Below are 25,795 nucleotides of genomic sequence, written 5' to 3'. Positions count from 1 at the left end.
CTGTGAGCCCCCTAGATTCAGCAGGCAGCGATTCAGCGCTCAACGCACAACGGCGTACTCGTGAACTCGAGCAGTTGGCGAACGGCGATTCGGTCGACGTCCTGGTGATCGGCGGCGGAATCACCGGTGTCGGTGTCGCTCTCGACGCTGTGACTCGTGGGCTCAGTGTTGCGCTGGTCGAAAAGCACGACCTCGCGTTCGGCACCAGCCGCTGGAGTTCGAAACTCGCACACGGCGGCCTTCGGTACCTGGCTTCCGGCAATGTCGGTATAGCGCGTGAAAGTGCGGTCGAGCGCGGCATTCTCATGACGCGCACCGCGCCGCACCTCGTTCGCGCCATGCCTCAACTCGTACCGCTGTTGCCCGAAACGTCGTTCTTCGGGAAGGCCCTGGTGCGTACCGGTTTCCTGGCCGGTGACGCTCTGCGCATGTCGGCGCGAACCCCGGCTTCGGTGCTGCCCAGATCACGGACGGTCAGCGCCGCGCGGGCGCGCGAATTGGCTCCCGCGGTCAAGCAGGAGAACCTACGAGGCGCCTTGACCGCGTTCGACGGGCAGCTCATCGACGACGCCCGCCTCGTCGTCGGTATCGCCCGAACCGCAGCGTCGCACGGCGCGCGAATCCTGACCCGCGTCGGTGCATACGACGTATCCGGAACGTCGGCCACCTTGCGCGACGAGTTGACCGGATCCGAGTTCTTGATGCGTGCCCGCGTCGTGGTCAATGCGACCGGTGTCTGGGCTGATCAGGTCGACTCCAGCATCACCCTGCGCCCCAGCCGCGGGACGCACCTGGTGCTCGATGCAGCGCGATTGGGGAACCCCACGGCAGCGCTGACCGTGCCGATTCCCGGCGAGACCAACCGTTTCGTCTTCGCCCTGCCCGCGCAGCTCGGCCGGATCTACCTCGGGTTGACCGACGAAGCAGCTCCGGGACCGGTGCCAGACGTCCCGACGGCGTCCGAGGACGAGATCGACTTCCTGCTCGACACCGTGAACACGGCGTTGGAAGTTCCGCTGACCCGTGGGGACGTCTTGGGGACCTTCGCGGGTCTGCGTCCGCTGCTGGACACCGGTGAAGGCTCGACGGCCGACCTCTCGCGCAATCACGCTGTAGTCCGTTCGGACTCGGGCTTGGTCACGGTGGTAGGCGGAAAACTCACGACGTACCGCAAGATGGCCGAAGACGCCGTCGACGCTGCGGTCGAGGTCGGGTCGCTGAGCGCCGGGGCATGTCGGACACGCGCGTTGCCGCTGGTAGGCGCTGCATCACCGGCGGAATTGAAGAAGATCAAGGCACCCGCGTCATTGGTGGCGCGATACGGCACCGAGGCCGAGGTCGTTGCCGCGGCGAGCGGCGATCGTCTCCGGTCGGTTGCGGACTTGGAGATCTGCGGTGCCGAGTTCGATTTCGCGGTGTCGCATGAAGGCGCCCTCGACGTCGACGACGTCCTCGATCGCAGGACGAGAATCGGATTGGTGGCTTCGGATCGCGAACGCGCACTGGGTGCGGCGGAACAGGCCTTTCACTCGGTGTGACACTCTGATCCGGTGCGTGTAGCCGTTGTTGCCGGGCCGGACCCGGGTCATGCTTTTCCCGCAATAGCGTTGTCGCTGGCGTTGATCCAGGCCGGCGACGAACCGATCCTGTACACGGGGACCCGGTGGGTCGAGGCAGCGCGAGCAGCCGGCGTGGAAGCCGAGCCGCTCAAGGGCTTGGCCCCGCGGCCGGGAGACGACGATCTTGATGCAGGCGCTCGGATTCATTCGCGCGCCGCCTATATTTCCACCGAACTGCTTCCCGACCTGAAGTCCGTCTCCCCGGATCTCGTCGTTTCCGACATCCTCACTGCCGGAGGCGGATTGGCCGCCGAAAGACTTGGCATCCCCTGGGTGGAACTCTCGCCTCACCCGCTGTACTCACCTTCACGGGGGTTGCCGCCGATCGGCAGTGGGCTCGCTCCCGGCGTCGGAATTCGTGGTCGACTCCGCGATACCCTGATGCGCGCAGCGACGGGACGTTCGATCAAGCAAGGGTTGGCCCAGCGATCCCAGGCCCGTGTCGGTGTCGGACTGCCCGCTCTGGATCCCGGTCCGCAAGCGCGGCTGATCGCAACACTTCCGGCACTCGAAGTGCCTCGCCCCGACTGGCCGGAGCGCGCTCACGTCGTCGGACCGCTTCTGTGGGAGCCGACCGAGGTGATTCTGGATCCACCGCCAGGTGACGAACCGCTGGTTATGGTGGCGCCCTCCACGGCGCACACCGGCGCAGTGGGAATGTTCGAGGGCACGGTCGAAGGACTCGGCGGAGCCGGTGTGCGGCTGATCGCGTCGATGCTCGACGGGGCTGAAGGTGAGCATCCTGATTGGGTTCGTGCAGGTCTCGGACGCCAGGACGCGATGCTGCGTGACGCGTCGGTGTTGGTATGTGGCGGCGGGCACGGCATGTTGGCGAAGGCCCTGCTGGCCGGCGTGCCGACGGTCGTCGTTCCCGGGGGCGGGGACCAGTGGGAGTTGGCCAATCGCGCTGCGCGGGCAGGGACGTCGGTGATCGTGCGGCCCGCAGATGCTCAGTCGATTCGCGATGCCGTACTGCAGGTGCTCTCCGACAAACGATTCGCGGAAGCTGCGAGAGCGGCTGCCGCGACTGCGTCGCAGGTCACCGATCCGGTGGCGGTGTGCCGACAGGTGGTCAACGGTGGTGTGACGGCGTGAGCACGTTGCGCCTGAATGCAGGTGCACCGCCCTGTGGACTACGGTGGCGGCTGTGCGGTTGACCGAATTTCATGAAATGGTGCGCGAAGAGTTCGGGCAGGTACGAGGCGACTCGATGCTGATCGACCATGTACTCCAGAGTCTCGACGGAATGACTGCCGCGGAGGCCGTCGAAGCAGGCTGGGAGCCTCGCGAGGTGTGGCGTGCGCTCTGTGTGGAGTTCGACGTACCACCCGCCCGCCGCTGATTCTTCGGCGTGTCGAACGTCTCCCATCTTCTGTTCGAACACGTGTTCGTCTATGCTGAACCTGTTCGGTGGTGACGCTTCTTTGGTAACTGCGAACTTTCGATGTTCTACAAACGCGGTGACCTACAAGCACAGTGATCGACAAGCGCTAAAGCAAGATCGAAAAGTCTGTCGGTGGCCGGATCTACTCTGATCGCAACACACCAACAGGGTCGGCTCAGGCAGGCGCTGAAGAGACGGAGTCTGCTCAGGCAGGCACTGAAGACTGAAACAAGGATGGGGATCACGATGGCACCACAGGCACCTGATCGGGACAAGGCACTCGACCTCGCGTTGGCGCAGATCGACAAGAACTTCGGCAAGGGTTCGGTGATGCGCCTGGGTGAGGGTGTCCGCCAGCCCATCGCCGTCATTCCCACCGGTTCCATCGCGCTCGACGTCGCGCTGGGTATCGGCGGACTGCCGCGTGGCCGCGTCATCGAGATCTACGGCCCGGAGTCCTCGGGTAAGACCACCGTGGCACTGCACGCAGTTGCCAATGCTCAGGCCAACGGCGGCATCGCGGCGTTCATCGACGCGGAGCACGCACTCGATCCCGACTATGCAGCCAAGCTGGGCGTCGACACCGATGCACTCCTGGTCTCACAGCCGGACACGGGTGAGCAGGCCCTCGAAATCACCGACATGCTGATCCGTTCAGGCGCCCTCGACATCGTCGTGATCGACTCCGTGGCCGCTCTTGTTCCTCGCGCCGAGATCGAAGGCGAGATGGGTGACAGCCACGTCGGTTTGCAGGCTCGACTGATGAGCCAGGCGCTGCGCAAGATCACCGGTGCCATGAACAACTCGGGCACCACCGTCATCTTCATCAACCAGCTTCGCGAGAAGATCGGCGTGATGTTCGGTTCTCCCGAAACCACCACCGGTGGTAAGGCGCTGAAGTTCTACGCTTCGGTCCGCCTCGACATCCGTCGTATCGAAACTCTCAAGGACGGTACCGACGCAGTGGGTAACCGCACTCGCGTCAAGGTCGTCAAGAACAAGGTCGCGCCGCCGTTCAAGCAGGCCGAGTTCGACATTCTCTACGGCCAGGGCATCAGCAAGGAAGGCTCGCTCATCGACATGGGTGTCGAGCACGGGTTCATCCGCAAGTCCGGCTCCTGGTACACCTACGAAGGTGACCAGTTGGGTCAGGGCAAGGAAAATGCTCGTAAGTTCTTGCTGGAGAACACCGATATCCGTGACGAGATCGAGAAGAAGATCAAGGAAAAGCTCGGTATCGGTGCTGACGTCACTGCAACCGACGAAGCTCCCGCCGACTTCTGAGTTCAGTCATGAGCTTCGACGACGGTGACAACGGCGAGAATGCTCGTGAAGAGTACGGCGCTCCTCGGCGTCGATCCCGTCAACGATCCGAGAAGCCGTCGCAACGCGCAGAAGGTGGGACGGAGGCGCAGGCCAAAGATGCTTGCCTACGCCTCCTGACCGACCGGGCGCGCAGTCGTTCCGAGCTGGAAACAAAGCTGAGCGGGCGCGGCTTCGAGCCCGAGATCATTGCCAAGGTCCTCGATCGACTCCAAGAAATCGGGTTGATCGACGACGCAGACTTCGCGAACCAGTGGGTTCATTCGCGGCATACGTACTCGGGCAAGGGAAAGCGTGCGCTTGCAGTCGAGTTGCGGCTCAAAGGAATCGACCAGGACACCGCTTCCGAAGCGTTGTCACAGATCGATCCGGAAGATGAACGCGAGCGAGCAGCGGAGCTGGTTCGGCGGAAGCTGAAGAACAAGTCCGTCGATGATCGCGACAAGGTCACGCGTCGACTGGTCTCGATGCTGGCACGCAAGGGATATTCAGCTGGGATGTCGTACGAGGTGGTCAAAGCCGAGATGGCGGCGGTCACCGACTCGTAGCGAAGTGCAGCATTCAGAACAACAGGGCGGGGGTACCACCGAAATTCGGTGGTACCCCCGCCCTGTTGTGTATTCGCGCTAACGCGGCCGGATTCGACTCACGGCTCCATCTGATTCACGGCTTGGTCAGGTCCATACCCGGAACTGAAACGGCTGGGTCGGCGGACGGAGCCGCGATGGGGCCCTTGCCCTTTCGCTTTCCGGAACGCAGGCGCTTCTCCACCTTGGTTGCCAGGAAGGTCAGAGCCGAGTTGAGAGCGATCATAATCGCGGCGACCACGATGAGCGCCGGCAGGAAGTTTCCGTAGAAGGTGCCGAGCTGTTGGGCCTGACGCACCAGCTCGACATACCCGATCAGGTAACCGAGGGCGGAGTCCTTCAACGCCACGACCATCTGTGAAATCAGTGCCGGGAGCATGGCGGTAACCGCCTGGGGGAGCAGGATCGTCACCATGATCTGCGTCTTGCGCATGCCTAGTGCCTTGGCGGCCTCACTTTGCCCTCGTGGGAGTGAGTTGATTCCGGCACGGACGATCTCGGCGATCACTGACCCGTTGTACAGAGTCAGACCCACGACGACTGCCGCGAGTGCGAGGTACTTGGACTTGAAGACCTCGTATTCGGCGAACACCTGATACGAGAAGATCATCAGAATCAGAACCGGTACTGCTCGGAACAATTCGACGATGACGCCGCAAATCTTCCGAATGATGTTGTGCTCGGAGAGTCGGCCGATACCCAGGGCAGAACCGAGGATGAGCGCGAAGACGATGGACATCGCAGCCGCGATCAGCGTTCCCCGGATGCCGGGTATCAGATACGTTGTCCACGACGTGGATTCGAGGAACGGATCCCACTTCGCTGCTGTCAGCTGGCCCTTTTCGTCGAGTGCGCGGTAGATGACGTAACCGATTGCGACCATGAGTGCAGCGACGACAAGGGACGCGAATCGGTAGAGATTTCGCGCTCTGGGGCCTGGCGCGTCGTAGAGGACTGTTGCGCGGTTGCTCATCGTGAAACCTCGAATCGCTTGCTCAGCTTGCCGAAGATCAAGCCCATGGGAAGTGTCAGGATCACGAAACCGACAGCGAAGATTCCACCGACGACGAAGATCGCCGCTTCGTTTTCGATCATCTTCTTCATCAGCGCTGACGCTTCGGATACGCCGATCACCGCGGCGATGGTCGAGTTCTTGGTCAGTGCGATCAGCACGCTACCCAGCGGTGCTGTGACCGCGCGAAATGCCTGAGGCAGGACGATCAGCCGAAGATTTTGTGCAAACGACAGACCGAGTGATCGGCCCGCTTCGGCCTGGCCGACCGGAACGGTATTGATTCCCGATCGAAGTGACTCACACACGAACGCGGCGGTATAGACACTGAGGCCGAGTACTGCGAGTCGGAAGTTGTTGTCTGTCAAGAACGTCGGTGAGTCCGACTTGGCGAGATTGACTCCGAGCGTCTGCGACAGACCGAACAGACAGAACAGCAGAATCAGTGTCAGGGGGGTGTTGCGGAACACGGTCACGTACGCGGTACCCAGGAATCGGGCGACCGGAACCGGTGACACGCGCATGGCCGCGATCAGGACACCGATGATGACGGCGCCGATCGCGGAGAAGAACGTCAGCTGGATCGTGGTCCAGAAGGCTTCCAGAATCTGGTCGCCGTACTTGCTCAGAAGGTTCACTTGCCGTCTCCCCAGATCACGGGATCTCCGTTGGTGGCGTCACGCGCTGCGGCTCCCGAAATGGGGAGCCGCAGCGAGATTGACGGTGAAAAAAGCAGGTCAGTAACGATCAACGGTGGGCGGGGCCGGGATCGGGTAGCCCGAAGCACCAACGGTGTTGTTGAAGGCTTCTTCCCACGCGCCGGTGGAGATCATCTTCTCGATGGCATCGTTGATCTTGCCGCGACCCTCGGAATCGTCCTTGGCCAGGCCGACACCGTACTTTTCGGTCGTGAACGGTTCTCCGACGACCTTAAGCTCGCCCGGGTACTGGGCAGCGTAGCCGGCGAGGATGATGTCGTCGGTGGTGACAGCGTCGACAGCGCCGTTGCGCAGAGCCTCGACACAAGCGGAGTAGGTGTCGAGCGGCTGGAGCTGGACGTCCTTGGCGTAGTTGTCCTGGATGTTCTGCGCCGGAGTCGAACCCGACACCGAGCAGAGCTTCTTGCCGCCGGTCAGGGAATCGGGGCCGGTGATGTCGGTGTTGTCGGAGCGAACGAGCAGCGACTGGCCTGCGATGAAGTACGGGCCGCCGAAGCTGACCTTTTCCTTGCGCGTGTCGGTGATCGAGTATGTCGCGACGATGTAGTCGACCTCGCCGTTCTGGATCAGGGTCTCGCGCTGGGCTGACGGAGATTCCTTGAAGGTGATGCCTTCGGGCTTTACGCCCAGTTCGTTTGCGATGTAACGGGCTACCTCGACGTCGAAGCCGGAGAAGGTGCCGTCAGGGTTGCGCTGACCGAGGCCGGGCTGATCGAACTTGATGCCGACGGTGAGAGTGCCGTCGGAAGCGCTCTCGGTGATCGACTTGTTCTCCTCGCCGCCGCCACAGGCCGTGGCAGCGAACGCGATGGCCATGATTCCGATTCCGAAACGGACGGAACGATTGATCTTCATGAAGATCCTCTCAGTTGTCGACACACGAACAGTGCAGTCGAGATGAACGGTGCAGCCGAGGTGAACGGTGCAGTCGAGCAAGTTGTCTTGTGGACGAGGACAGGACTGTCGGAGGGGAGACTGTAATCAGTGCGTGAGGATCTTGCCGAGGAAGTCCTTGGCCCGATCCGACTTGGGATGGGTGAAGAACTCTTCGGGCGTGGTGTCTTCGACGACCTGGCCGTCAGCCATGAACAGCACACGATCGCCGGCTTTGCGCGCGAAGCCCATCTCGTGCGTGACCACGAGCATGGTCATGCCTTCCTTCGCGAGGGAGGTCATGACGTCGAGGACTTCGTTGACCATCTCGGGGTCGAGAGCGGAGGTGGGCTCGTCGAACAACATCACCTTCGGCTGCATCGCGAGAGCGCGAGCAATGGCGACACGCTGTTGCTGACCGCCGGAAAGCTGCGCCGGGTACTTGTCGGCCTGATTGGCGATACCGACACGTTCGAGCAACGCCTGCGCGGTCTTCTTGGCTTCGTCCTTTTTTGCCTTGCGGACCTTCATCGGTGCGAGCATGACGTTCTCGAGGATCGTCTTGTGCGCGAACAGGTTGAAAGACTGAAAGACCATCCCGACGTCGGCACGAAGTGCGGCAAGTGCTTTGCCCTCCTCGGGGAGCGTCTTGCCGTCGACGGCGATGGTGCCCGAGTCGATGGGTTCCAGGCGATTGATGGTGCGGCACAGAGTCGACTTACCGGAGCCCGACGGACCAAGGACGATCACCACTTGGCCCTTGGGTACCTCGAGATTGACCTCTTGCAGGACGTGAAGTTCCCCGAAGTGTTTGTTCACCGAGGTCATCGAAATCATGGATGTGGAATCGCCGGAGGTGGTCGGCGTCGTCGCATCGTCGGCTTGGGTCATAAACGAGAACCTTAGGCGTAGTTTGCGTCGACGCCCGTGATTTCGCCATGGTTCTTGCCATATGTAATGGAAATTTTACTGTGACGACGTTTATGTCGCGTTTCGGCTGTTTATCAGGGCGTTATTACACGTCGTAGTGGACGTGAGCTAGGCTGAAGCGTGTCACTGATCGACGAAATGTCCCCTGCACTTCCGGAGCCGACTGCAGTTCCGGAGCCGACTGCAGTTCCGGAGCCGACTGCGAAGTCTGTTCGCACCTACGAGGTGCGGACGTACGGCTGTCAGATGAACGTCCACGATTCCGAGCGACTGTCGGGTCTGCTCGAGGACGCCGGGTATTCGAAGGCGGAGACCGGAACCGATCCTGATCTTGTCGTCTTCAACACGTGTGCGGTCCGCGAGAACGCGGACAACAAGTTGTACGGCAACCTCAGCCAGCTCGCCCCGAACAAGGAGGCGAACCCCGACATGCAGATCGCGGTCGGCGGGTGCCTGGCGCAGAAGGATCGTGACACCGTCGTCAAGAAGGCGCCGTTCGTCGACGTCGTCTTCGGCACTCACAACATCGGCTCGCTTCCCGCGCTGCTCGATCGTGCGCGTCACAATCAGCGCGCCGAGGTCGAAATCCTCGACGCGCTCGAGGCGTTTCCCTCGACACTGCCAGCCAAACGCGAATCTGCTTATGCAGGTTGGGTTTCCATATCGGTGGGCTGCAACAACACGTGTACGTTCTGCATCGTTCCGGCCCTGCGTGGCAAGGAAGTGGATCGACGTCCCGGCGACATTCTGGCCGAGGTGCAGGCACTCGTCGACGAGGGTGTCTCGGAAGTAACCCTGCTCGGACAGAACGTCAATGCCTACGGCGTGTCGTTCGCCGATCCGGAACAACCGCGCGATCGCGGAGCCTTCGCCTCCCTCTTGAAGGCATGTGGACACATCGACGGCCTCGAACGGGTGAGGTTCACATCGCCGCACCCGGCAGAATTCACCGACGACGTCATCGAAGCGATGGCAACCACTCCCAACGTCTGCCCGCAGCTGCACATGCCGTTGCAGTCCGGTTCGGACAAGGTTCTCAAAGCGATGAAGCGCTCGTACCGCAAGTCGAAGTACCTCGGGATCATCGAGAAGGTGCGCGCCGCAATGCCGCACGCCGCCATCACCACGGACATCATCGTCGGGTTCCCGGGGGAGACGGAGGAGGATTTCGAGGAGACGCTGGACGTCGTGCGTAAGGCGCGATTCTCCAACGCCTACACCTTCCAGTACTCCAAGCGCCCGGGCACGCCGGCGGCGGAGATGGCAGATCAGCTTCCCAAAGAGGTTGTCCAGGAACGCTACATGCGATTGCTCGCCGTTCAGGAAGAAGTGAACATCGAGGAGAATCGCAAGCTCGTCGGCACCGAGGTCGAACTCTTGGTGGCAGCGGGGGAGGGTCGGAAGAACGCGGCGACTCAACGTCTCAGTGGTCGCGCGCGAGACGGCCGCCTGGTGCATTTCCGCCCCGAGGGAAACCTGGACGGCACAATCCGACCCGGTGACGTGGTGACGGTCGTCGTCACCCACGGAGCCCCTCATCACCTCGTGGCAGATGACGGAGTGCTCACGCACCGTCGGACCCGCGCCGGTGATTCGTTCGAAAAGGGCATCACACCCAAGACCCCGCCCATCGGCGTAGGTCTCGGACTACCGAAGATCGGTGCCCCGGCCCCACAACCCGTCCAGATGGGATGCAACGCATGACCTCGCAACACGAGAACACGACACCACAGCCGGGCGACGACGCCTTCGAGGGCTACCGCAAGGATCTCGACGACGCGGAACGCAAGGTCGCGGGAGAAATCGATCCGGGTGTGCGCGCCATGGTTGTCGCGGTTGCGGTGCTCGTGCTGGTCGGCACCCTTGCACTGCCCCATGCGGGAGTTGCGAACGGCTGGGATGTGCTCGCGTACAACCAGGACGCGGAAACCGAACGGATTGCACTGTTCTCACGCTTGTTCGTGTGGTTCGTCGTCATCTTCGGCATCGGATTCTCGATGCTCGCGCTGGTCACGCGGCGTTGGAGTCTGGCCTGGGTCGCACTCGCCGGCAGTGCCGTGGCGAGCGCTCTCGGCATGATGGCGGTCTGGTCGCGTCAGACCATTCCCGCCGGTTTCAATGTGGCAGGACCGTCGATCGGGCTGATCATCGGATGGTTTGCCGTCGTGTTCTTGACGTTCCATTGGCTCAAGGTGGTCTGGACACGAACCAACATTCAGCTCGCTGCCGAGGAGCAACGCCGGATCGCTGCGGCCGAAGCCGAGAAGCATCAGGAATGGAACGTCGGCTGACACAGCAGGCCGTCCGTCCAAAGCACAAGACAACGCCGGCTGACTCCTTTCGGAGTCAGCCGGCGTTTTTGTTGTCTTTACAGCTCGTCGTCGATTACTCGTTGACGGCGCTTTCGGCAGCTTCGGCCCACTCACGCCACTGCTTGGCCTGAGCGAGAGCCTTCTCGGCGTCCTTCGTCTTGCCGGCAGCCTGAGCCTTGGCGGCCTGCTCCTCGAACTGGCTCACCCGCTCCTTGAACTGCGCGACCCGGGCAAGTGCTTCCGGATCGGTGCGACGCCACTCGGCGTCGACCGCGTCGCGCACCTTGGTTTCGATGGCCCGGAGCTTCGCTTCGAGTTCCTGCATTCGGTCGCGCGGCACCTTGCCGATCGCGTCCCACTTCTCCTGCAGGTCGCGAAGCGCTGCACGAGCATTCTCGAGTCCGTGCGCCGGGTCGATGTTCGCGTTCGCAGCGAGCAGCTCTTCCTTCGCGACTGCGTTCTGCTCGAATTCGGCGTCGCGCTCGGATGCAGCAGCGTTGCGCGCGGCGAAGAACACGTCCTGAGCGCCCTTGAAGCGCTTCCACAGGTTGTCGTCGGCCTCGCGCGGTGCGCGGCCGGCAGCCTTCCACTCGCTGAGCAGATCGCGGAATTCCCCGGCGGTCTGTCCCCATTCAGTGGAGGTCGACAGCTTCTCGGCGCGCTCGACCAGTTCTTCCTTCGTCGAACGGGCGCTCGCACGATCCCGGTCGAGTTCGGCGAAGTGCGCTCCACGTCGTCGGTTGAAGGACTCGCGAGCCTTGGAGTACCGCTTCCACAGCGCGTCGTCGACCTTGCGGTCGATTCCGCGAATCGTCTTCCACTCGTCGAGAATCTCGCGCAGTCGATCACCCGCGGTCTTCCACTGGGTCGACTCCGAGCCGATCTGCTCGGCCTCGACTGCGAGGGCCTCCTTGCGGGCGGTGCTTGCCGCGCGCGACTGTTCCTTCTCTTCCTTCGCGTGCGCTGCGGCCTCGTCGGAACCGGCAACGATCACGTCGAGTCGGCGAGCCAAAGCGTCGAGGTCACCGATCACTGCAGCGGTCGAGAGGGATTCGGACAGAGCGATGGCGGCAGCCTTGGTCTTCTTGGCGTCTCCGGCGCCCGACGTCAGTCGCGCCTCGAGTAGCGAGACCTCGGTCGCGAGGTCGTCGTAGCGACGACCGAAATGGGCGAGGCCCTCGGTGGCGTCGCCGGCCTGCCACGAACCGATCTGACGTTCACCGTCAGCGGTCTTCACCCAGGCGGTTCCGTCTTCCTCGACGCGTCCGAACTTGCTCGGGTCGCTGGCCGGTGCGGCGGTGACGGCATGCGAGGCTGCTGGTCCGGGGCGAGGTGCTCCGGGGCGGGGCGCACCGGGGCGTGGTCCACCAGGTTTGGGAGCGCCGGGTTTGGGTGCTGCCGGGCTCGGGCTGGCCGAACTGCTGTCGGCGCCGGTGGTGGGTTCACTGTTCTCGGTCATCGGTCCTCGTCTCTGCCGCGCGTCACGGCTGCCTGATCGCATTCCTGGTTCCATTGAACCCGGTACTCACGTTCTCCGACTATTGAATCAGGTAAGAGGGTGTGAGGTCGCCACCTCGGGGTCGACTAGCGTGGCAACTGTGTTGACTTCCGCTGTTCTCGTCCCCTCGGCGCCGTTACTCGTGCCGGAATTGTCCGGTGATTCGGCCGAGTCCGCTCAGGTGCGTGCTGCAGCGACAACCGCCGTGCGCCGGCTCGCTCACGAGGCGGTGCACTGGGTGGGCGTCGGCGTCGGCCCCGAGAATGCAGAACCCGAGAAAGCAGCAGGCGAACTCTGGCGATCGGGCGTCGGACGTGGGCAGATCGGTACGTTCGCTGGATTCGGCGCCGATGTCCGGACGTCACTGGACGCGGATGCGGCAGGCGAACCGATGCCATCTCTCGAACTGTGCGCCCTTGTTGCCGGCTGGCTGCGTGGCCGAACAGACGTGGAGATAACCGTCGACATGCACGTCGTCAGTGCAAAGGCGTCGGCGAATGAATGTCGTGAGTTCGGGCAGCAGCTGCGCAAGCAACTCGACAGCGACAACCGACCGCAAGGGCTTCTGATCGTTGCTGACGGTGCGTCCACGCTGACGGCAAAGGCGCCAGGAAGCTTCGACGAGCGCGCCGCGGGTGTGCAGTCGGCCATCGACGACGCCCTGACGGCCGGTGACCCGGAGGCGCTTCTTGCTCTCGATCCCCAGCTCTGCCGGAGTGTCGGAGCCCAGGGGCGCGCGGCGTGGCAGGTCCTGGCCGGTGCCTTTACGGGCTCGTCTCGGTCAGCCCATCCTCGCGCGACGGCCGACTACAGCGATGCGCCGTTCGGCGTCGGTTACCACGTCGGGACGTGGCGGCCGTGAACGTCCCTGAAGAACTTCGCCCGATCGCAGTTGTCGGTCCGACAGCGTCGGGAAAGTCCGATCTCGCGCTGGCGCTGGCCGAGGAATTCGGCGGTGAAATCATCAACATCGACGCGATGCAGCTCTATCGCGGCATGGATATCGGGACCGCCAAACTGACGCCGGCCGAGCGTCGCGGGATTCCGCATCACCTGCTCGACGTTCTCGACGTGAAGGAGACCGCCACCGTCGCGCGTTATCAAAGCGACGCGATCGCGATCGCCGAGAATCTGATCGTGGCGGGCAAGGTTCCGGTGATCGTCGGCGGATCCATGATGTACGTCCAGTCTCTACTCGACGAATGGTCCTTTCCGGCAACGGATCCCGAAGTTCGTGCGAAGTGGGAGGCAGTGCTGGCCGACGGTGGGGTCGGTGCGGTGCATACGGCGCTTGTTGCTGCTGATCCGGTAGCAGCGGCGTCGATACTGCCGACGGACGGTCGGCGGATGGTTCGGGCGCTCGAGGTCGTCGAGCTGACAGGTCTGCCGTTCGCGGCCTCGGCGCCGCAGATCGGTGACCCTCGATGGGGAACCCGCATTCTCGGCGTGGATCGGGATACGGAAGAACTCGACGCCCGGATTCGGTTGCGAACCGAGCTGATGTTTTCAGGCGGACTTGTCGACGAAGTCGCCGTACTCGTCGAGCAAGGATTGCGTGAGGGCGTCACAGCGCCGCGAGCCATCGGCTACGCACAGGTGCTCGCACATTTCGACGGTGAATACGATCTGGCCGAAGCACTCGAACGGACGTTCATCGGGACGCGGCGCTACGTTCGCCGCCAACGATCATGGTTCCGTCGTGACGCACGCGTGCACTGGCTCGACGGTGCCGATCCGGAGCTGGCTCGCTCGGCCTTCGCTGCCCTTGCATATCGCGGCCTGTAACACGATCGCCCCGATCAGCTATCTTACAGTTAGCTCTTTCGCGATCCATTCGTTTCGCGATCGACGGACTGGAGGACAACGAACATGGCGCAGACCGGGACACACGCGCGACCGAGAGGCCGACCCGCGGGTCGGCTGCCGCTTCTCCTACTGCTCGTCACATTTCTCGCGGTCGGCGGGGTGCTCGTCTATTTTGCGGTGAGTGCGGCCGGGAAGCCCATCAGCGCACCTGTTCCCGAAGCACCCTTCGACGTGGGAGCTCCAACCGATCCAGGGGCGACGTGGGCGCCTGCGCCAACGGATCTGCCGCCGAACACGCTCGCGATTCCCGATCTCGATGTGCGAGCCGACATCGTGACCAGTGGGTTCGGCGCCAACCGCGGAATGATCCTTCCGCATCCTGACAAGGTTTCGCATTTCACCAACGGTGTGCAGTTCGGATCTTCGGAGGGCACCAATCTTGTTGCCGGCCACGTCGACGACGGTGATCGCACGCACGGCGCCTTGTGGGCGCTGCACCAGATGAAGCCCGGAACACCGATCTACGTGAGCGACGACACCGGAACGATGTTCACCTATCACGCAGCGAGCCTGAAGCTGTACGAAAAGGTGGCTTTGCCGGCCGAGTTCTTTTCCGAAACGGGTGCGCCCAGGCTGGTCCTCGTGACCTGCGGCGGCGCAACCGTGCCCGACCCCTCGTTGCCGTCCGGCTTCACGTACGAACAGAACGTCGTGGTCACCGCGTCACCTGCGTGAGTCGGTCGGCAGGTCCGGATAGGATGGCGACCATGGATTTCAGTAAGGGCCACGGCACGCAGAACGACTTCGTTGTTCTCCCTGACCTCGACGTTCGGGTCGATCTCGAGCCGGCGCGAGTTTCAGCGTTGTGTGATCGTCAGCGTGGCCTCGGCGCCGACGGCATCCTTCGTGTCGCCCGGGCAGGCGCACTTGCGGACGCGGGCGTGCTCGGTGCGCTGCCCGACGGCGTCGCTGCCGAAGACTGGTTCATGGACTACCGCAACAGCGACGGCTCCATCGCGGAGATGTGCGGAAACGGAGTTCGCGTATTCGCCCACTATCTCAAGGCCTCGGGCTTGGAGAGCAAGGACGAGTTCGTGGTCGGCAGCCGCGCCGGAGCGCGTCCGGTCGTGGTGCACGGCTACGACGCCACACATGGTGACGTGACCGTGGCGATGGGCCCGATCAAGGACCTCGGCACCAGTTCGGCAACAATCGACGGCCGCGTCTTCGCCGGCGTCGGCATCGACGTCGGTAATCCGCATTTGGCGTGTGTCGACGAGCACGTGACGGCAGAAGTTTTGAGTGCGCTCGATTTGAGTGTTTCTCCGGGCTTCGATCCCGGGTTCTTCCCGCACGGGGTCAACATCGAGATCGTGACGCCGATCCACGACGGTGGGGTCCACATGCGCGTACACGAGCGTGGTGTGGGCGAGACTCGTTCCTGCGGAACCGGAACGGTCGCAGCTGCGGCCGCGGCGCTGAGGTACGACGGCCGCGATGAAGGCTCGGTACTGGTGCGCGTGCTCGGCGGCGAGGTACAGGTCACCGTCGAAGGCGGCAAAGGGTCGTTGCGGGGGCCCTCGGTTCTGGTGGCGAACGGGACGATCAGCGATGCCTGGTGGCAATCGCTTGTGTGATATCGCCCGCGGGAAATACGCCTGCGGGAAATACGGATGCACCGTGGCCAGGTTTCGTGGGACCATGGATCTTGTATGACGAACACACATGAAAACGAAGAGTCCACCGCTCACGAGCAGTCCGAGTACGCGCAAGCCGAATACACGGCAGCGTCCGCATCGGGCAACCCGTCGACCGGTGAGATGCAACTCGCAGATCGCGGCGCCCTGCGCCGCGTGGCCGGTCTGTCGACCGAGCTCGAGGACGTCACCGAAGTCGAGTACCGCCAGCTTCGACTCGAAAGAGTTGTCCTGGTCGGCGTCTGGACGCAGGGAACTGCCGAGCAGGCCGAGGCGAGCATGACCGAGTTGGCCGCACTTGCCGAGACGGCCGGCTCCGAGGTCCTCGAAGGACTGGTTCAGCGTCGCGACAAACCTGACGCTGCCACCTACATCGGTTCGGGCAAGGCGCAGGAACTGCGCGAAGTTGTGCTGGCGACCGGTGCCGACACCGTCGTCTGCGACGGTGAGCTGACGCCGGCGCAGCTCACGGCGCTGGAGAAGATCGTCAAGGTCAAGGTCATCGACCGGACAGCTCTGATTCTTGACATCTTTGCTCAGCACGCCACTTCGCGTGAGGGTAAGGCGCAGGTCGCTTTTGCTCAGATGGAGTACATGCTCCCGCGTCTGCGTGGTTGGGGCGAGTCGATGTCGCGCCAGGCCGGTGGCCGTGCCGGCAGTAACGGCGGTGTGGGCCTGCGTGGTCCCGGTGAAACGAAAATCGAGACGGACCGCCGTCGTATTCGTGAGCGCATGGCAAAACTACGCCGCGAGATCAAGGGCATGAAGGCCGCTCGCGACACCAAGCGCACACGTCGACTGCAGAGCGACATCCCGTCGATCGCCATCCTCGGATACACCAACGCGGGCAAATCGAGTCTGCTCAATTCGCTCACCGGATCGGGTGTGCTCGTGGAGAACGCGTTGTTCGCCACCTTGGACCCGACCACTCGCCGCGCAGCACTCGACGACGGCCGCGAGTACGTACTCACCGACACGGTCGGCTTCGTGCGACACCTGCCGACTCAGTTGGTCGAGGCATTCCGCTCGACTCTCGAGGAAGTAACCGACGCGGATCTGCTGCTGCACGTCGTCGACGGTTCGGATCCGTTGCCGACAGAACAGATCAAGGCTGTTCGGGAAGTCGTCACCGATGTTCTGCGCGAGACGGATTCGAAGGCTCCGCCGGAGTTGATCGTGGTCAACAAGATCGACGCGGCAGATCCGGTTACGTTGACGCAACTACGTGGTCTGTTGCCTGGTGCCGTGTTCGTCTCGGCGCGGACGGGTGAGGGAATCGCCGAACTAAGAGCACATCTCAGCGAGGTGCTGGTTCGGCCGGAGGTCGAGGTCGACGTGCTGGTGCCGTACACGCGCGGTGACTTGATGGCTCGAATCCACTCGGACGGAACGATTTTGGAATCGACTCACGAAGAGGCGGGAACGCGGGTGCACGCACGCGTGCCACAGATGTTGGCCTCGGCATTGGTCGAGTACGCACCTAGTGCGTAGTTTCGGGGCCGTGGTCGCGGTGATTGCTGCGACTACGGCAGCCGCACTGCTTCCCGGAGCGCTCGCACAGGCGTCGTCGTTCGAACCGAGCGAGTTCGCCCCACTCTGTACGCCTACCGATCCTGCGCTCCAGGAGTTGTCGGGGATGGTCGTCGTCGACGATCGGATCTACGCGATGGGCGACGGCGGCAGTGACGACTTCGTATTCGAAATGGACCTGAACTGTGTTGTCCAGAAACAGATTCCGGTCCCGATAGACCCTTACGACGTCGAAGATCTTGCGGTGAGTGGGCGAACGCTCGTTCTCTCGGACACCGGTGACAACCTCCGGACCCGCGAAACAGTGGCGTTCATCACGATGGACCTCGATTCCGGTGACGGTACGTTGCACCGCCTCACGTACCCGGACGGTGCGCACGACACCGAGTCGATACTGCTAGATCCCGACGGCCACGTTTTTGTCGTGACCAAGGAATTGTTCGGCGAGAGCAGTGTCTACACACCGGTCGGGGATCAGAAACTGAGTGACTTGGCGCAGCCCGGCCCGACGCCGCTCGAGCGCGTCGGAGCCGTGTCCCTCGGACCGGAGAAGCCCGTGTCGGTGATGTTCACCGGGGGAGCGGTGTCGTCGGACGGTTCGGCGATCGCACTTCGGAGTTACTCCGACCTGTACGTGTACGAAGTCGTGGACGGCGGAATCGGCGCGACGCTCACCGGTACCGAACCGCTGCGGATCCCGCTCCCGAAGGAGCCTCAGGGTGAGGCGGTGGCATTCAACGATGCGGGCGATGTTCTGATCGGTTCTGAATCTGCCGGCGGAGCGTTGCCGCCGGTGTACGTGATGCGAGCGCTCGTGGACGCGACAGAAGCGACGGCTGACTCGTCTGACGGTTCGGTCGGTGTCGGGGTCGATCCGTGGACATTCGTGTGGGCCGGGTTGGTCGCGGCAGGATGTGCGATCGGGGGCGCGGCGTTCGTGAGATTTCGACGACGCCGCTGATTCCCAAATAATTCCACGAATTCGCAGACCGCCGGTAGATGTGGATACTGGAACGAATGCACGGGCATCAACTCCTGACGCGGCTCTCGCGTATGTCACTCGAGCACGGACACATCACCGCAGTGCTGCTCGTGGGTTTCGTCATCGTCGGCGTCGGCACGTTGCTTCTGCTTCGGTGGTTGCCGCGTAGGGCCGCGTTGGTTGCGCTAGTTCTGTCAGTGCTCGGATCAGCCACCGGTGCGACGTTCGTGTGGCTCAGCTTTCGGCCGCTGCCCGCGCAGCTACCGGCGTCGAATTTTGTCTGGATAGCGCTGGCGATGTTCGGAGTCATCGGCGCCGCACTCGTTCTCCTTCGGCGCCCAGGGCTTGCGCGTGGCCTTTCGGTGACGGCATTCGCCGGGCTGGCCGCGATCGTCGCAGTAGGTCAGGTCAACGCGCAGACCGGCACCTATCCCACACTCGGCTCACTGGTCGGGCACTGGCCGGTGGGCTCGGTCGAGAACGTTGCCTTCGATTCGCTCCCCGGGGCCGAACCTTGGGTACAACGGGGACTGCCCACCGAAACTCATTGGCAGGTTCCGGTGCGGATGCCGAGCAACGGTGTCGTGACGGAAGCGGCGATTCCAGGAAACGTTTCGGGATTCGACGCGAGGCCTGCGACGCTGTATCTCCCGCCGGCCTATCTTGCCGATCCGCGTGCCGAGTTGCCCGTACTGGTGTTGGTGGCGGGTGAACCCGGCAGCCCCAGCGACTGGCTGGACAGTGGCCGGCTCGCGACCACCGTCGACGCCTATGCGTCGAGGCATTCCGGGCTTGCTCCCGTGGTGGTGGTGCCCGACGCGTTGGGGGACTACGACGCCAACCCCGGCTGCATGGATTCGGCGCTCGGCAACGTCGCGACGTATCTGGACCAGGACGTCCCGAACTGGATCGAATCGAACCTTCAAGTGAATCCGGACGCTGCGCAATGGGCTATCGGTGGGTTTTCGTACGGCGGGACATGCGCGATCGAAATGGCCGTGAACTTCCCGGACCGATACCCGTCGTTCCTGGACTTCTCCGGCCAGGACGAACCGTCGACCGGTGACCACGAGGACACTGTGGCTGCGATGTTCGACGGCGACGAAGACGCTTTCGACGCGGTCAACGCCCGAGACCTGATGGCGCAGAATCGGTATCCGCAGTTGTCTGGTGTATTTGTCGCGGGTGAGGACGACGACATCTACCGCCCTCAGCAGGAGATCATGTTCGAGGCTGCACGCGCCGCCGACATGAACGTGGACTACTACACCCTTCCCGGCGGGCACTCGGGTGATGTGTGGGGCACTGCTCTGGAACTCGAAATGGACTGGCTGGGCCGGACACTCGCACTGACTCCGTGAGAGTGTCCGGCCCGCTGCACAGCACCGACTGACATCAGGTCAGGCGTCGAGATCAGCGGCTACCAGCTCGGCGACCTTGGCGAGTGCGTCGGCGTCGTCGGACTCGATGGTTACTTCGGTGTCCTTGGCGGCTCCGAGCGTCATGATCATCAGTGCCGAACCTGCATCCACGGGTTCGCCGTCGGCGACTGCGAGGGTGACCGTGGCGCCGGAGGCTCCGACTGCTTCGGCGATGAGAGCGGCGGGGCGGGCGTGGAGGCCGACTGCGGAACCGACGGCAACTGTCTTGCTGGGCATGGGATCTCCTCGTTGTAGAACTGTCGTTGCGGACGTTATGGGGTGTTCGGGCAGATCTGGTGACTCAGGTGGTGACTGCAGTGTTGCCTGCTGTCGATCATGCCGCAGCGGGCACGATTTCGGGGTCGAGTTCGGCATCGGACGGCCCCTTGCGGAAGAACTCCTTGGCTCCGACGACGGCGAGCGCAGCTACCACGGTTCCCGCGGCGAGCGAGACCAGGAACCAGCCGATTCCGCCGACTGCGAAGAAGACGAAGATCCCGCCGTGCGGGGCGCTGAGAGTGACGTCGAAAGCCATGATCAGCGCGCCGGTGACCGCGCCGCCCGCCATCATCGAGGGGATCACGCGAAGCGGGTCGGCAGCGGCGAACGGAATCGCGCCCTCGGAGATGAATGCCGAACCCAGCAACCAGGCAGCCTTTCCGTTCTCCCGTTCGGCTTCGCTGAAGAGCTTGGGACGCAGCACCGTCGAGGCAAGTGCCATGGCAAGCGGCGGAACCATACCGGCAGCCATGACAGCCGCCATGATGCGCAAAGTGGCCGGGTCGTTGACGTTGAGTCCGGCGACGGCGAAGGCGTAAGCCGCCTTGTTGACCGGTCCACCGAGGTCGAAGCACATCATCAGGCCGAGAATGATGCCGAGGAAGATGGCCGAGCTGCCGGACAGTCCGTTGAGCCAGTCGGTGAGACCGGAGGTGATCGCGGCGAGCGGACGCCCGAGGACGATGAACATCAGTGCTCCGACGACCAGCGTCGCGAACAGCGGAATGATCACCACCGGCATCAGGCCTCGCAGCCACTGCGGGACGGCGATCCGGCCGATGTAGAGCGCGACGACACCGGCGATGAGACCACCGACCAAGCCGCCGATGAAACCGGCACCGACGAACACGGCGACCGCCCCGGCTGTGAAGCCGGGAGCGATGCCAGGCCGGTCGGCGATGGCGAAGGCGATGTAGCCGGCCAACGCGGGCACCAGGAAGCTGAATGCCAACGAACCGATCTGGAACAGCACTGCGCCGAGATAGGTGGCCAGACCACCGTCGGGAAGGTTGGTGATCGAGTTGTTGAGAACGATGTCCTTGGCCGGACCGGAGATCTCGTATCCGCCGAGCAGGAAGCCGAGTGCGATCAGCAGGCCGCCGGCCGCGACGAACGGGATCATGTAGCTGACACCGGTCAGGAGGACCTGACGGAGGTGGGTGCCGAACCCTACGGAACCGGCATCGGAATCCGCGGCCGCTGCGGCGGTGCCGTCAACGGTGGCGGCGGCGGGATTCTCGGAGGCGCGCAACGCTTCTGCGAGCATCTTGTCCGGCTCGTTGATTGCCCGCTTCACACCGGAAGCGACGACGGGCTTACCGGCGAATCGTTCGCGGCCCTTCACTCCGACGTCGGTGGCGAAGATGACCGCGGCGGCTCCGGCGATCACCGAAGGATCAAGGGGGGTGCTTCCGCTCGAACCTTGGGTTTCGACGTGCACCTTGACGCCGGCGCGTTCACCCGCGGCGACGAGTGAGTCCGCCGCCATGTAGGTGTGAGCGATTCCGGTCGGGCAGGCGGTGACCGCGACGATGTGACGCTCCGCGGGCGCTGGTGCCGGGGTCTCCTCGGTAGCGTGTTTCCCGGTGGAAACAGGTGCCGGGGGTGTCGCTGCCGCAGCCTTTGCTGCAGGATCCTTCGGTGCGGGATTGAGTACCTCGTCGACCAGTCTCACGATCTCGTCCGGCGTCGACGCTTCACGAAGTGACGTGACGAACGCGGGCCTGACGAGTGCTCGGGCCAACGAGGAGAGCAGCTTCATGTGCTCGGCCCCGGCGCCTTCGGGGGCCGCGATCAGGAAGACCAGATCGGCGGGGCCGTCGGGTGCACCGAAGTCGACCTTCGGATCGAGTCGAGCAAACCCCAGGGACGCGGACGAGACAGCCTCGGCGCGGCAGTGGGGAATTGCGATTCCGCCGGGCAGTCCGGTCGCGGACTGCGCTTCGCGAGCGAGTGCGGCATCGACCAGTCCCGCGGCGTCGCTCGCCCGTCCCGCTGCAGTCAATCGCGCTGCGAGAGAACGAATGACATCTTCCTTGGTCGAACCCAGGTCGGTGTCGAGTGAGATCAGTTCGGGACTGATGATCTCCGGGCCGGAACTGCCGGCTGCGGTGGTATCGGACATGTCAGGTTCCTTAGGGCGTCAGGCGAGTTCGGTGGGGACGGGGATGGGAGAGGCGGCATCTGCTGCAGATACCGAAACCGCTGCCAGATCGATCTGTTCGGGTGTGGGAAGGGTTGTGCCGGGAAGGGAGGCAGCGGCGCTTCCGTAGGCGACCGCGTGACGTAGCCGCTCGGATTCCGAGCCGCCGCCAGCTTCGGCGAGGATGTAGCCGGCCAGCGACGAATCGCCTGCGCCGACGGTACTGACTGCGACAATCGGGGGAGCGGTGGCGATCCACGCGCCGTCGGCCGTGACGAGGACGGCCCCGGCTGCGCCGAGCGTGGCGAGCACGCTGCCGACTCCGCGATCGACCAATCGCTGCGCCGCCGTGATTGCAGGCCCGGGATCACCGTTCTCGGCAGCACGTTCGAGGACGTGGCCGTCGACGCCGGTCAGTTGCGCGAGTTCCTCGCCGTTGGGTTTGAGCAGATCAGGTGCCGAGCCGGGGAAGCCTTCGGCGAGTGCCGTCAGTGGGGCGTCCGAGGTGTCGACCGCCACCTTGCACGGGTGATCGCGCAGCGCGGCGACCAGTTCGCCGTACCACCCCAGCGGAACGCCGGGAGGCAGTGAGCCGGACAGCGCGAACCACAGTGCGGTGTCGGCGCGGGCGATCAACTCCTGTGCCAGGGCGTCGAGCGTCGAACCGGACAGCGTTGCGCCCGGTTCGTTGATCTTCGTCGTGGTCCCGTCCGGTTCCGCGATGGTGATGTTGGTGCGAGCCGGACCCGTTGTGGCGACGCCGATGTGGGGAATCCCACCGGTTGCGAGCGCCGAGAGCAGAGGGTCACCACCGTTTCCCGGCAGCACCGCGAGCACGTCGAGGTCGGCTGCGGCGAGAACACGCGCCACGTTGACCCCCTTGCCGCCGGGGTCGCTGCGAGTGGAGTGGGCGCGTAGGACGGAGCCTCGTTCGAGCCGTTGCTCGAGTTGTACGGTCCGATCGATACTCGGGTTGGCTGTCAGTGTGACGATCATGCGATCACCACCTCGATTCCGTGGTCGTGGAACTCGGATGTGTCTGTGGGACTGATCTCTTCGTCGGTGATGAGGACGTCGATGCTGTCGAGTGGTGCGAAGCTGATCAAGTGCTCGCGGCCGACTTTGCTGGAATCGGCCACCACGACAACGTGATTGGCGGCCTTGACCATCGCTCGTTTGACGGCGGCCTCTTCGCTGTCCGGGGTGGAGAGTCCGTGCCCGACGCTGATCGCGTTGGTTCCGACGAAGGCGACGTCGACCCGCAACGTGCTCAGCAGGCGCAGAGCGTCCTCGCCGACCGCGGCTTGCGTCACCCCGCGTACTCGTCCGCCGAGCAGGATCAGGGAAATCGAGTTCATCGATGCCAGTCGTGCGCCGATCGGCACGGAATTGGTCACGGCCGTGAAGTCGTTCTCGGTCGGAAGTTCGGGGATCATGCGGCCCGTGGTCGTGCCCGCGTCGAAGATGACGCTGCCGCCGGTAGGAGGGAGATAGGTGACCGCGCAGCGGGCGATCCGGTCCTTCTGTTGCGCGCGGGTCTGATCGCGTTCCGCCATGCCCGGTTCGGTCACGTGGAGGGATCCGGTCGGAACGGCGCCGCCGTGTACACGCCTGATCTGTCCGATCCGCTCGAGGAAGGCCAGATCGCGACGCACGGTCTCGGTGGTCACACCGAAGGTTTCCGACAGCGCCGCCACGGACATGCGTCCGCGCTGCGACACCATGGTGCCGATCGCTTGTTGGCGTTCTTCCGCGTACACGTGCTCTCCGATTCCGAAATGTGATCCGACGGTGCGTTGTGGATCACAGTGAATGTTGCTTTATGTTGTTTTACGCCCGAGTGTGTTGACATGTCAAGACTTGGGAGTAATCTTCGTCACAACGAAGGTGAGGGCTTTACGCGCTCGAGGTGATCCGGTGTGACACCGGGCCCATCGCTCAAGGAGGACAGATGACCGAACAGCTCAACCGAATCACCGTGCACGGCACCCCCGTCGTGCCCGGAATTGCCTACGGCCCGGCTATCTGGCCGTCCAGCCGACCAGAACTCGTCACCGATGCGCCCGCACTCGACGAGGTCGATCGAGAGGCCGCTGCAGACGCCTTCGTCGCAGCAGCGAAGGCTGTCGAGAACCGCCTTCTCGGACGGGCTGCCGAAGCCACAGGCGCGGCCGCCGAGGTCTTGCAGGCCAACGCGGCGATGGCAGCCGATCGCGGCTGGATCGGGGCGGCAAAGAAGTCGATCGCCGGCGGAGTGCCCCCGGTGCAGGCTGCGATCGCGGCGACGGAGCAGTTCGTGGTGCTGTTCACCAAGGTCGGCGGTGTGATGGCCGAGCGCGTCACCGATCTCGAGGACATCCGCGACCGCGTGATCGCCGAACTCTCCGGATTGCCCGAACCCGGAGTTCCGATGCCCGAGACGCCGTCGGTGCTGTGCGCGGACGATCTGGCTCCTGCGGACACCGCGGGCCTCGATGCAACCAAGATCATCGGACTCGTGACCATCTTCGGCGGCCCGACCAGCCACACGGCAATCATCGCGAGGCAGTTGGGCATCCCGTGCATCGTGGCTGCGAAGGAATTGGAATCCATCGCGGCTGGAACACCGATTCTGATCGACGGAACCACCGGCGACGTGATCGCGGAGCCGGATCCCGAGCAGGCGCGCGAACTGGTCGAACAATCCCGGATCGATCGCGAACGCGTCAGCACGTGGACCGGACCAGGCCGGACGTCGGACGGTCGGCCGGTAGACGTTCTCGCCAATGTTCAAGACGGCGCGGGCGCTCGCGCCGCGGCGTTGACCGCAGCGGGAGGCATCGGGCTCTTCCGGACCGAACTCTGCTTCCTCGGCCGTGAGACCGAACCGACCGTAGACGAGCAGGCGGCGATCTACGCCGAAGTTCTCGAGGCCTTCGCAGGAAAGAAGGTCATCATTCGCACGTTGGACGCGGGTTCGGACAAGCCGCTCAAATTCGCCAACCATCAAGAGGAAGCGAATCCGGCCCTCGGCGTTCGTGGGGTCCGAATCGCCTGGCAGGACATGGGAATTCTCGACCGCCAGCTCGACGCGATCGCGGCAGCCGCGGCGTCGACCAACTCGTCCCCGTGGGTCATGGCACCGATGATCGCCACCCCGGCCGAGGCGAAACGTTTTGCCGATGCGGTGCGGGCACGCGATCTTGTTCCCGGTGTGATGGTCGAGATCCCGGCGGCGGCGCTGTTGGCCGACCAGATTCTCGAACACGTCGAATTCCTCTCGATCGGTACCAACGACCTCGCTCAGTACACGATGGCCGCTGATCGGATGTCCTCCGAACTCGCCGACCTGACCGATCCGTGGCAGCCCGCGGTGCTCGCCCTTGTCGCACGTACGGCCCAGGCCGGTCAGGCGGCAGGCAAGCGCGTCGGCGTCTGCGGTGAGGCGGCCGCCGATCCACTGTTGGCGTGTGTTCTGGCCGGACTCGGAGTTTCCTCGCTGTCGTGCGCTGCGGCGTCGGTCGCGGGTGTGGGAGCGAAGGTCGGGTCAGTCACCATGGCGCAATGTGAGGCGGCTGCGGCGGCGGTGCTGGCAACCGGTGATCCGGTGGCAGCGCGCAAAGCGGCGGCCGACGCAATCAGCTGAACTGGTTTCGTTGGTCTCGGTCGGAGACCGAGCGCCTGACCTCTAGTATTTCGAC

The 25,795-nt window shown here is 63.8% G+C and carries 24 protein-coding genes; 15 read left to right on the top strand and 9 right to left on the bottom strand.

Annotated features, from left to right (window positions below):
- Positions 1 to 2: 2 nt before the first annotated feature.
- The 5 genes from G4D79_RS21330 to recX all read left to right on the top strand — a co-directional run bounded on the left by G4D79_RS21330 (position 3) and on the right by recX (position 4,874).
- Positions 3 to 1,538: a glycerol-3-phosphate dehydrogenase/oxidase gene (locus G4D79_RS21330; RefSeq protein ID WP_042450680.1), complete on the top strand. Its 1,536-nt coding sequence runs from the start codon at positions 3 to 5 to the stop codon at positions 1,536 to 1,538.
- Positions 1,539 to 1,550: 12 nt separating this feature from the next.
- Positions 1,551 to 2,714: a glycosyltransferase gene (locus tag G4D79_RS21325; RefSeq protein ID WP_042450679.1), complete on the top strand. Its 1,164-nt coding sequence runs from the start codon at positions 1,551 to 1,553 to the stop codon at positions 2,712 to 2,714.
- A gap of 52 nt (positions 2,715 to 2,766) precedes the next feature.
- On the top strand, positions 2,767 to 2,961 hold the full coding sequence (locus G4D79_RS21320) for a DUF3046 domain-containing protein (protein WP_003942185.1): 195 nt from the start codon (positions 2,767 to 2,769) through the stop codon (positions 2,959 to 2,961).
- A gap of 288 nt (positions 2,962 to 3,249) precedes the next feature.
- A complete protein-coding gene (gene recA / locus G4D79_RS21315) occupies positions 3,250 to 4,287 on the top strand; it encodes a recombinase RecA (RefSeq protein ID WP_007735170.1) in 1,038 nt (345 codons plus the stop codon).
- Between the two features lie 8 nt (positions 4,288 to 4,295).
- The gene (gene recX / locus G4D79_RS21310; protein ID WP_214514350.1) at positions 4,296 to 4,874 is read left to right on the top strand and encodes a recombination regulator RecX; all 579 of its coding nucleotides are present in this window, start codon (positions 4,296 to 4,298) and stop codon (positions 4,872 to 4,874) included.
- Between the two features lie 115 nt (positions 4,875 to 4,989).
- On the opposite strand, the gene G4D79_RS21305 is transcribed toward recX, so the two are convergent.
- The 4 genes from G4D79_RS21305 to gluA all read right to left on the bottom strand — a co-directional run bounded on the left by G4D79_RS21305 (position 4,990) and on the right by gluA (position 8,354).
- Complete coding sequence (locus tag G4D79_RS21305; protein ID WP_007735172.1) at positions 4,990 to 5,886, bottom strand: amino acid ABC transporter permease; 897 nt, start codon at positions 5,884 to 5,886, stop codon at positions 4,990 to 4,992.
- Positions 5,883 to 6,563 (bottom strand): amino acid ABC transporter permease, encoded by a 681-nt coding sequence (locus G4D79_RS21300; RefSeq protein ID WP_019748198.1) that lies wholly within the window; start codon positions 6,561 to 6,563, stop codon positions 5,883 to 5,885. Before G4D79_RS21300 ends, G4D79_RS21305 begins: the two co-directional genes overlap by 4 nt.
- Positions 6,564 to 6,662: 99 nt before the next feature.
- A complete protein-coding gene (locus G4D79_RS21295; protein ID WP_020907523.1) occupies positions 6,663 to 7,499 on the bottom strand; it encodes a glutamate ABC transporter substrate-binding protein in 837 nt (278 codons plus the stop codon).
- A gap of 126 nt (positions 7,500 to 7,625) precedes the next feature.
- Positions 7,626 to 8,354, bottom strand: a complete 729-nt coding sequence (gene gluA / locus G4D79_RS21290; protein ID WP_007735175.1) for a glutamate ABC transporter ATP-binding protein GluA — start codon at positions 8,352 to 8,354, stop codon at positions 7,626 to 7,628.
- A 213-nt stretch (positions 8,355 to 8,567) separates the two neighbouring features.
- Between gluA and miaB the strand changes: the two genes are divergently transcribed.
- A complete protein-coding gene (gene miaB / locus G4D79_RS21285; RefSeq protein ID WP_214514349.1) occupies positions 8,568 to 10,151 on the top strand; it encodes a tRNA (N6-isopentenyl adenosine(37)-C2)-methylthiotransferase MiaB in 1,584 nt (527 codons plus the stop codon).
- On the top strand, positions 10,148 to 10,738 hold the full coding sequence (locus G4D79_RS21280) for a hypothetical protein (RefSeq protein ID WP_003942155.1): 591 nt from the start codon (positions 10,148 to 10,150) through the stop codon (positions 10,736 to 10,738). Before miaB ends, G4D79_RS21280 begins: the two co-directional genes overlap by 4 nt.
- Before the next feature lie 94 nt (positions 10,739 to 10,832).
- Here the strand turns inward: G4D79_RS21280 and G4D79_RS21275 are convergent, their stop codons facing one another.
- Positions 10,833 to 12,218 carry a DUF349 domain-containing protein gene (locus G4D79_RS21275; RefSeq protein WP_003942193.1) on the bottom strand — a complete coding sequence of 462 codons (1,386 nt, stop codon included), beginning with the start codon at positions 12,216 to 12,218 and terminating at the stop codon, positions 10,833 to 10,835.
- Between the two features lie 139 nt (positions 12,219 to 12,357).
- On the opposite strand from G4D79_RS21275, the gene G4D79_RS21270 reads away from it, so the two are divergent.
- The 7 genes from G4D79_RS21270 to G4D79_RS21240 all read left to right on the top strand — a co-directional run bounded on the left by G4D79_RS21270 (position 12,358) and on the right by G4D79_RS21240 (position 19,633).
- Positions 12,358 to 13,119, top strand: coding sequence for a class III extradiol dioxygenase subunit B-like domain-containing protein (locus G4D79_RS21270; protein ID WP_058226374.1), 762 nt, complete (start codon positions 12,358 to 12,360; stop codon positions 13,117 to 13,119).
- Positions 13,107 to 14,042, top strand: coding sequence for a tRNA (adenosine(37)-N6)-dimethylallyltransferase MiaA (gene miaA / locus G4D79_RS21265; protein WP_063316518.1), 936 nt, complete (start codon positions 13,107 to 13,109; stop codon positions 14,040 to 14,042). The genes G4D79_RS21270 and miaA overlap by 13 nt, the downstream gene beginning before the upstream one ends.
- A gap of 84 nt (positions 14,043 to 14,126) precedes the next feature.
- Positions 14,127 to 14,798 carry a class F sortase gene (locus G4D79_RS21260; protein ID WP_214514348.1) on the top strand — a complete coding sequence of 224 codons (672 nt, stop codon included), beginning with the start codon at positions 14,127 to 14,129 and terminating at the stop codon, positions 14,796 to 14,798.
- 32 nt (positions 14,799 to 14,830) lie between these two features.
- On the top strand, positions 14,831 to 15,700 hold the full coding sequence (gene dapF / locus G4D79_RS21255) for a diaminopimelate epimerase (RefSeq protein WP_214514347.1): 870 nt from the start codon (positions 14,831 to 14,833) through the stop codon (positions 15,698 to 15,700).
- A 75-nt stretch (positions 15,701 to 15,775) separates the two neighbouring features.
- Entirely contained in the window at positions 15,776 to 17,251 is a 1,476-nt protein-coding gene (hflX, locus tag G4D79_RS21250) for a GTPase HflX (RefSeq protein WP_214514346.1), read from the top strand.
- A 10-nt stretch (positions 17,252 to 17,261) separates the two neighbouring features.
- Positions 17,262 to 18,251 (top strand): hypothetical protein, encoded by a 990-nt coding sequence (locus tag G4D79_RS21245; protein ID WP_308252600.1) that lies wholly within the window; start codon positions 17,262 to 17,264, stop codon positions 18,249 to 18,251.
- Between the two features lie 56 nt (positions 18,252 to 18,307).
- Positions 18,308 to 19,633 carry an esterase family protein gene (locus tag G4D79_RS21240; protein ID WP_250887559.1) on the top strand — a complete coding sequence of 442 codons (1,326 nt, stop codon included), beginning with the start codon at positions 18,308 to 18,310 and terminating at the stop codon, positions 19,631 to 19,633.
- A gap of 39 nt (positions 19,634 to 19,672) precedes the next feature.
- On the opposite strand, the gene G4D79_RS21235 is transcribed toward G4D79_RS21240, so the two are convergent.
- The 4 genes from G4D79_RS21235 to G4D79_RS21220 form a co-directional block, all read right to left on the bottom strand.
- Entirely contained in the window at positions 19,673 to 19,930 is a 258-nt protein-coding gene (locus G4D79_RS21235) for an HPr family phosphocarrier protein (protein WP_003942144.1), read from the bottom strand.
- 97 nt (positions 19,931 to 20,027) lie between these two features.
- A complete protein-coding gene (locus tag G4D79_RS21230; protein WP_050655799.1) occupies positions 20,028 to 22,097 on the bottom strand; it encodes a fructose-specific PTS transporter subunit EIIC in 2,070 nt (689 codons plus the stop codon).
- A gap of 18 nt (positions 22,098 to 22,115) precedes the next feature.
- A complete protein-coding gene (locus tag G4D79_RS21225; RefSeq protein ID WP_042450660.1) occupies positions 22,116 to 23,111 on the bottom strand; it encodes a 1-phosphofructokinase family hexose kinase in 996 nt (331 codons plus the stop codon).
- Positions 23,108 to 23,875 (bottom strand): DeoR/GlpR family DNA-binding transcription regulator, encoded by a 768-nt coding sequence (locus G4D79_RS21220; RefSeq protein WP_003942134.1) that lies wholly within the window; start codon positions 23,873 to 23,875, stop codon positions 23,108 to 23,110. The genes G4D79_RS21225 and G4D79_RS21220 overlap by 4 nt, the downstream gene beginning before the upstream one ends.
- A 191-nt stretch (positions 23,876 to 24,066) precedes the next feature.
- On the opposite strand from G4D79_RS21220, the gene G4D79_RS21215 reads away from it, so the two are divergent.
- A complete protein-coding gene (locus tag G4D79_RS21215; RefSeq protein WP_214514343.1) occupies positions 24,067 to 25,740 on the top strand; it encodes a putative PEP-binding protein in 1,674 nt (557 codons plus the stop codon).
- The last annotated feature ends 55 nt before the right edge of the window (positions 25,741 to 25,795 follow it).

It is taken from the genome of Rhodococcus sp. WY5 (assembly GCF_018588185.1).
Taxonomy (GTDB): domain Bacteria; phylum Actinomycetota; class Actinomycetes; order Mycobacteriales; family Mycobacteriaceae; genus Rhodococcus_F; species Rhodococcus_F qingshengii.
Note: the sequence above shows the minus strand (reverse complement) of the source record. Positions and strands in the feature narration are given on the sequence as shown.

What these genes read in the sequence shown, in the direction of transcription:
- recA (WP_007735170.1), top strand. Translation starts at nt 3,250, where the DNA reads ATGGCACCACAGGCACCTGATCGGGACAAGGCACTCGACCTCGCGTTG.
- recX (WP_214514350.1), top strand. Translation starts at nt 4,296, where the DNA reads ATGAGCTTCGACGACGGTGACAACGGCGAGAATGCTCGTGAAGAGTAC.
- G4D79_RS21305 (WP_007735172.1), bottom strand. Translation starts at nt 5,886, where the DNA reads ATGAGCAACCGCGCAACAGTCCTCTACGACGCGCCAGGCCCCAGAGCG.
- G4D79_RS21295 (WP_020907523.1), bottom strand. Translation starts at nt 7,499, where the DNA reads ATGAAGATCAATCGTTCCGTCCGTTTCGGAATCGGAATCATGGCCATC.
- gluA (WP_007735175.1), bottom strand. Translation starts at nt 8,354, where the DNA reads ATGATTTCGATGACCTCGGTGAACAAACACTTCGGGGAACTTCACGTC.
- G4D79_RS21280 (WP_003942155.1), top strand. Translation starts at nt 10,148, where the DNA reads ATGACCTCGCAACACGAGAACACGACACCACAGCCGGGCGACGACGCC.
- G4D79_RS21275 (WP_003942193.1), bottom strand. Translation starts at nt 12,218, where the DNA reads ATGACCGAGAACAGTGAACCCACCACCGGCGCCGACAGCAGTTCGGCC.
- G4D79_RS21260 (WP_214514348.1), top strand. Translation starts at nt 14,127, where the DNA reads ATGGCGCAGACCGGGACACACGCGCGACCGAGAGGCCGACCCGCGGGT.
- dapF (WP_214514347.1), top strand. Translation starts at nt 14,831, where the DNA reads ATGGATTTCAGTAAGGGCCACGGCACGCAGAACGACTTCGTTGTTCTC.
- hflX (WP_214514346.1), top strand. Translation starts at nt 15,776, where the DNA reads ATGACGAACACACATGAAAACGAAGAGTCCACCGCTCACGAGCAGTCC.
- G4D79_RS21240 (WP_250887559.1), top strand. Translation starts at nt 18,308, where the DNA reads ATGCACGGGCATCAACTCCTGACGCGGCTCTCGCGTATGTCACTCGAG.
- G4D79_RS21235 (WP_003942144.1), bottom strand. Translation starts at nt 19,930, where the DNA reads ATGCCCAGCAAGACAGTTGCCGTCGGTTCCGCAGTCGGCCTCCACGCC.
- G4D79_RS21230 (WP_050655799.1), bottom strand. Translation starts at nt 22,097, where the DNA reads ATGTCCGATACCACCGCAGCCGGCAGTTCCGGCCCGGAGATCATCAGT.
- G4D79_RS21225 (WP_042450660.1), bottom strand. Translation starts at nt 23,111, where the DNA reads ATGATCGTCACACTGACAGCCAACCCGAGTATCGATCGGACCGTACAA.
- G4D79_RS21215 (WP_214514343.1), top strand. Translation starts at nt 24,067, where the DNA reads ATGACCGAACAGCTCAACCGAATCACCGTGCACGGCACCCCCGTCGTG.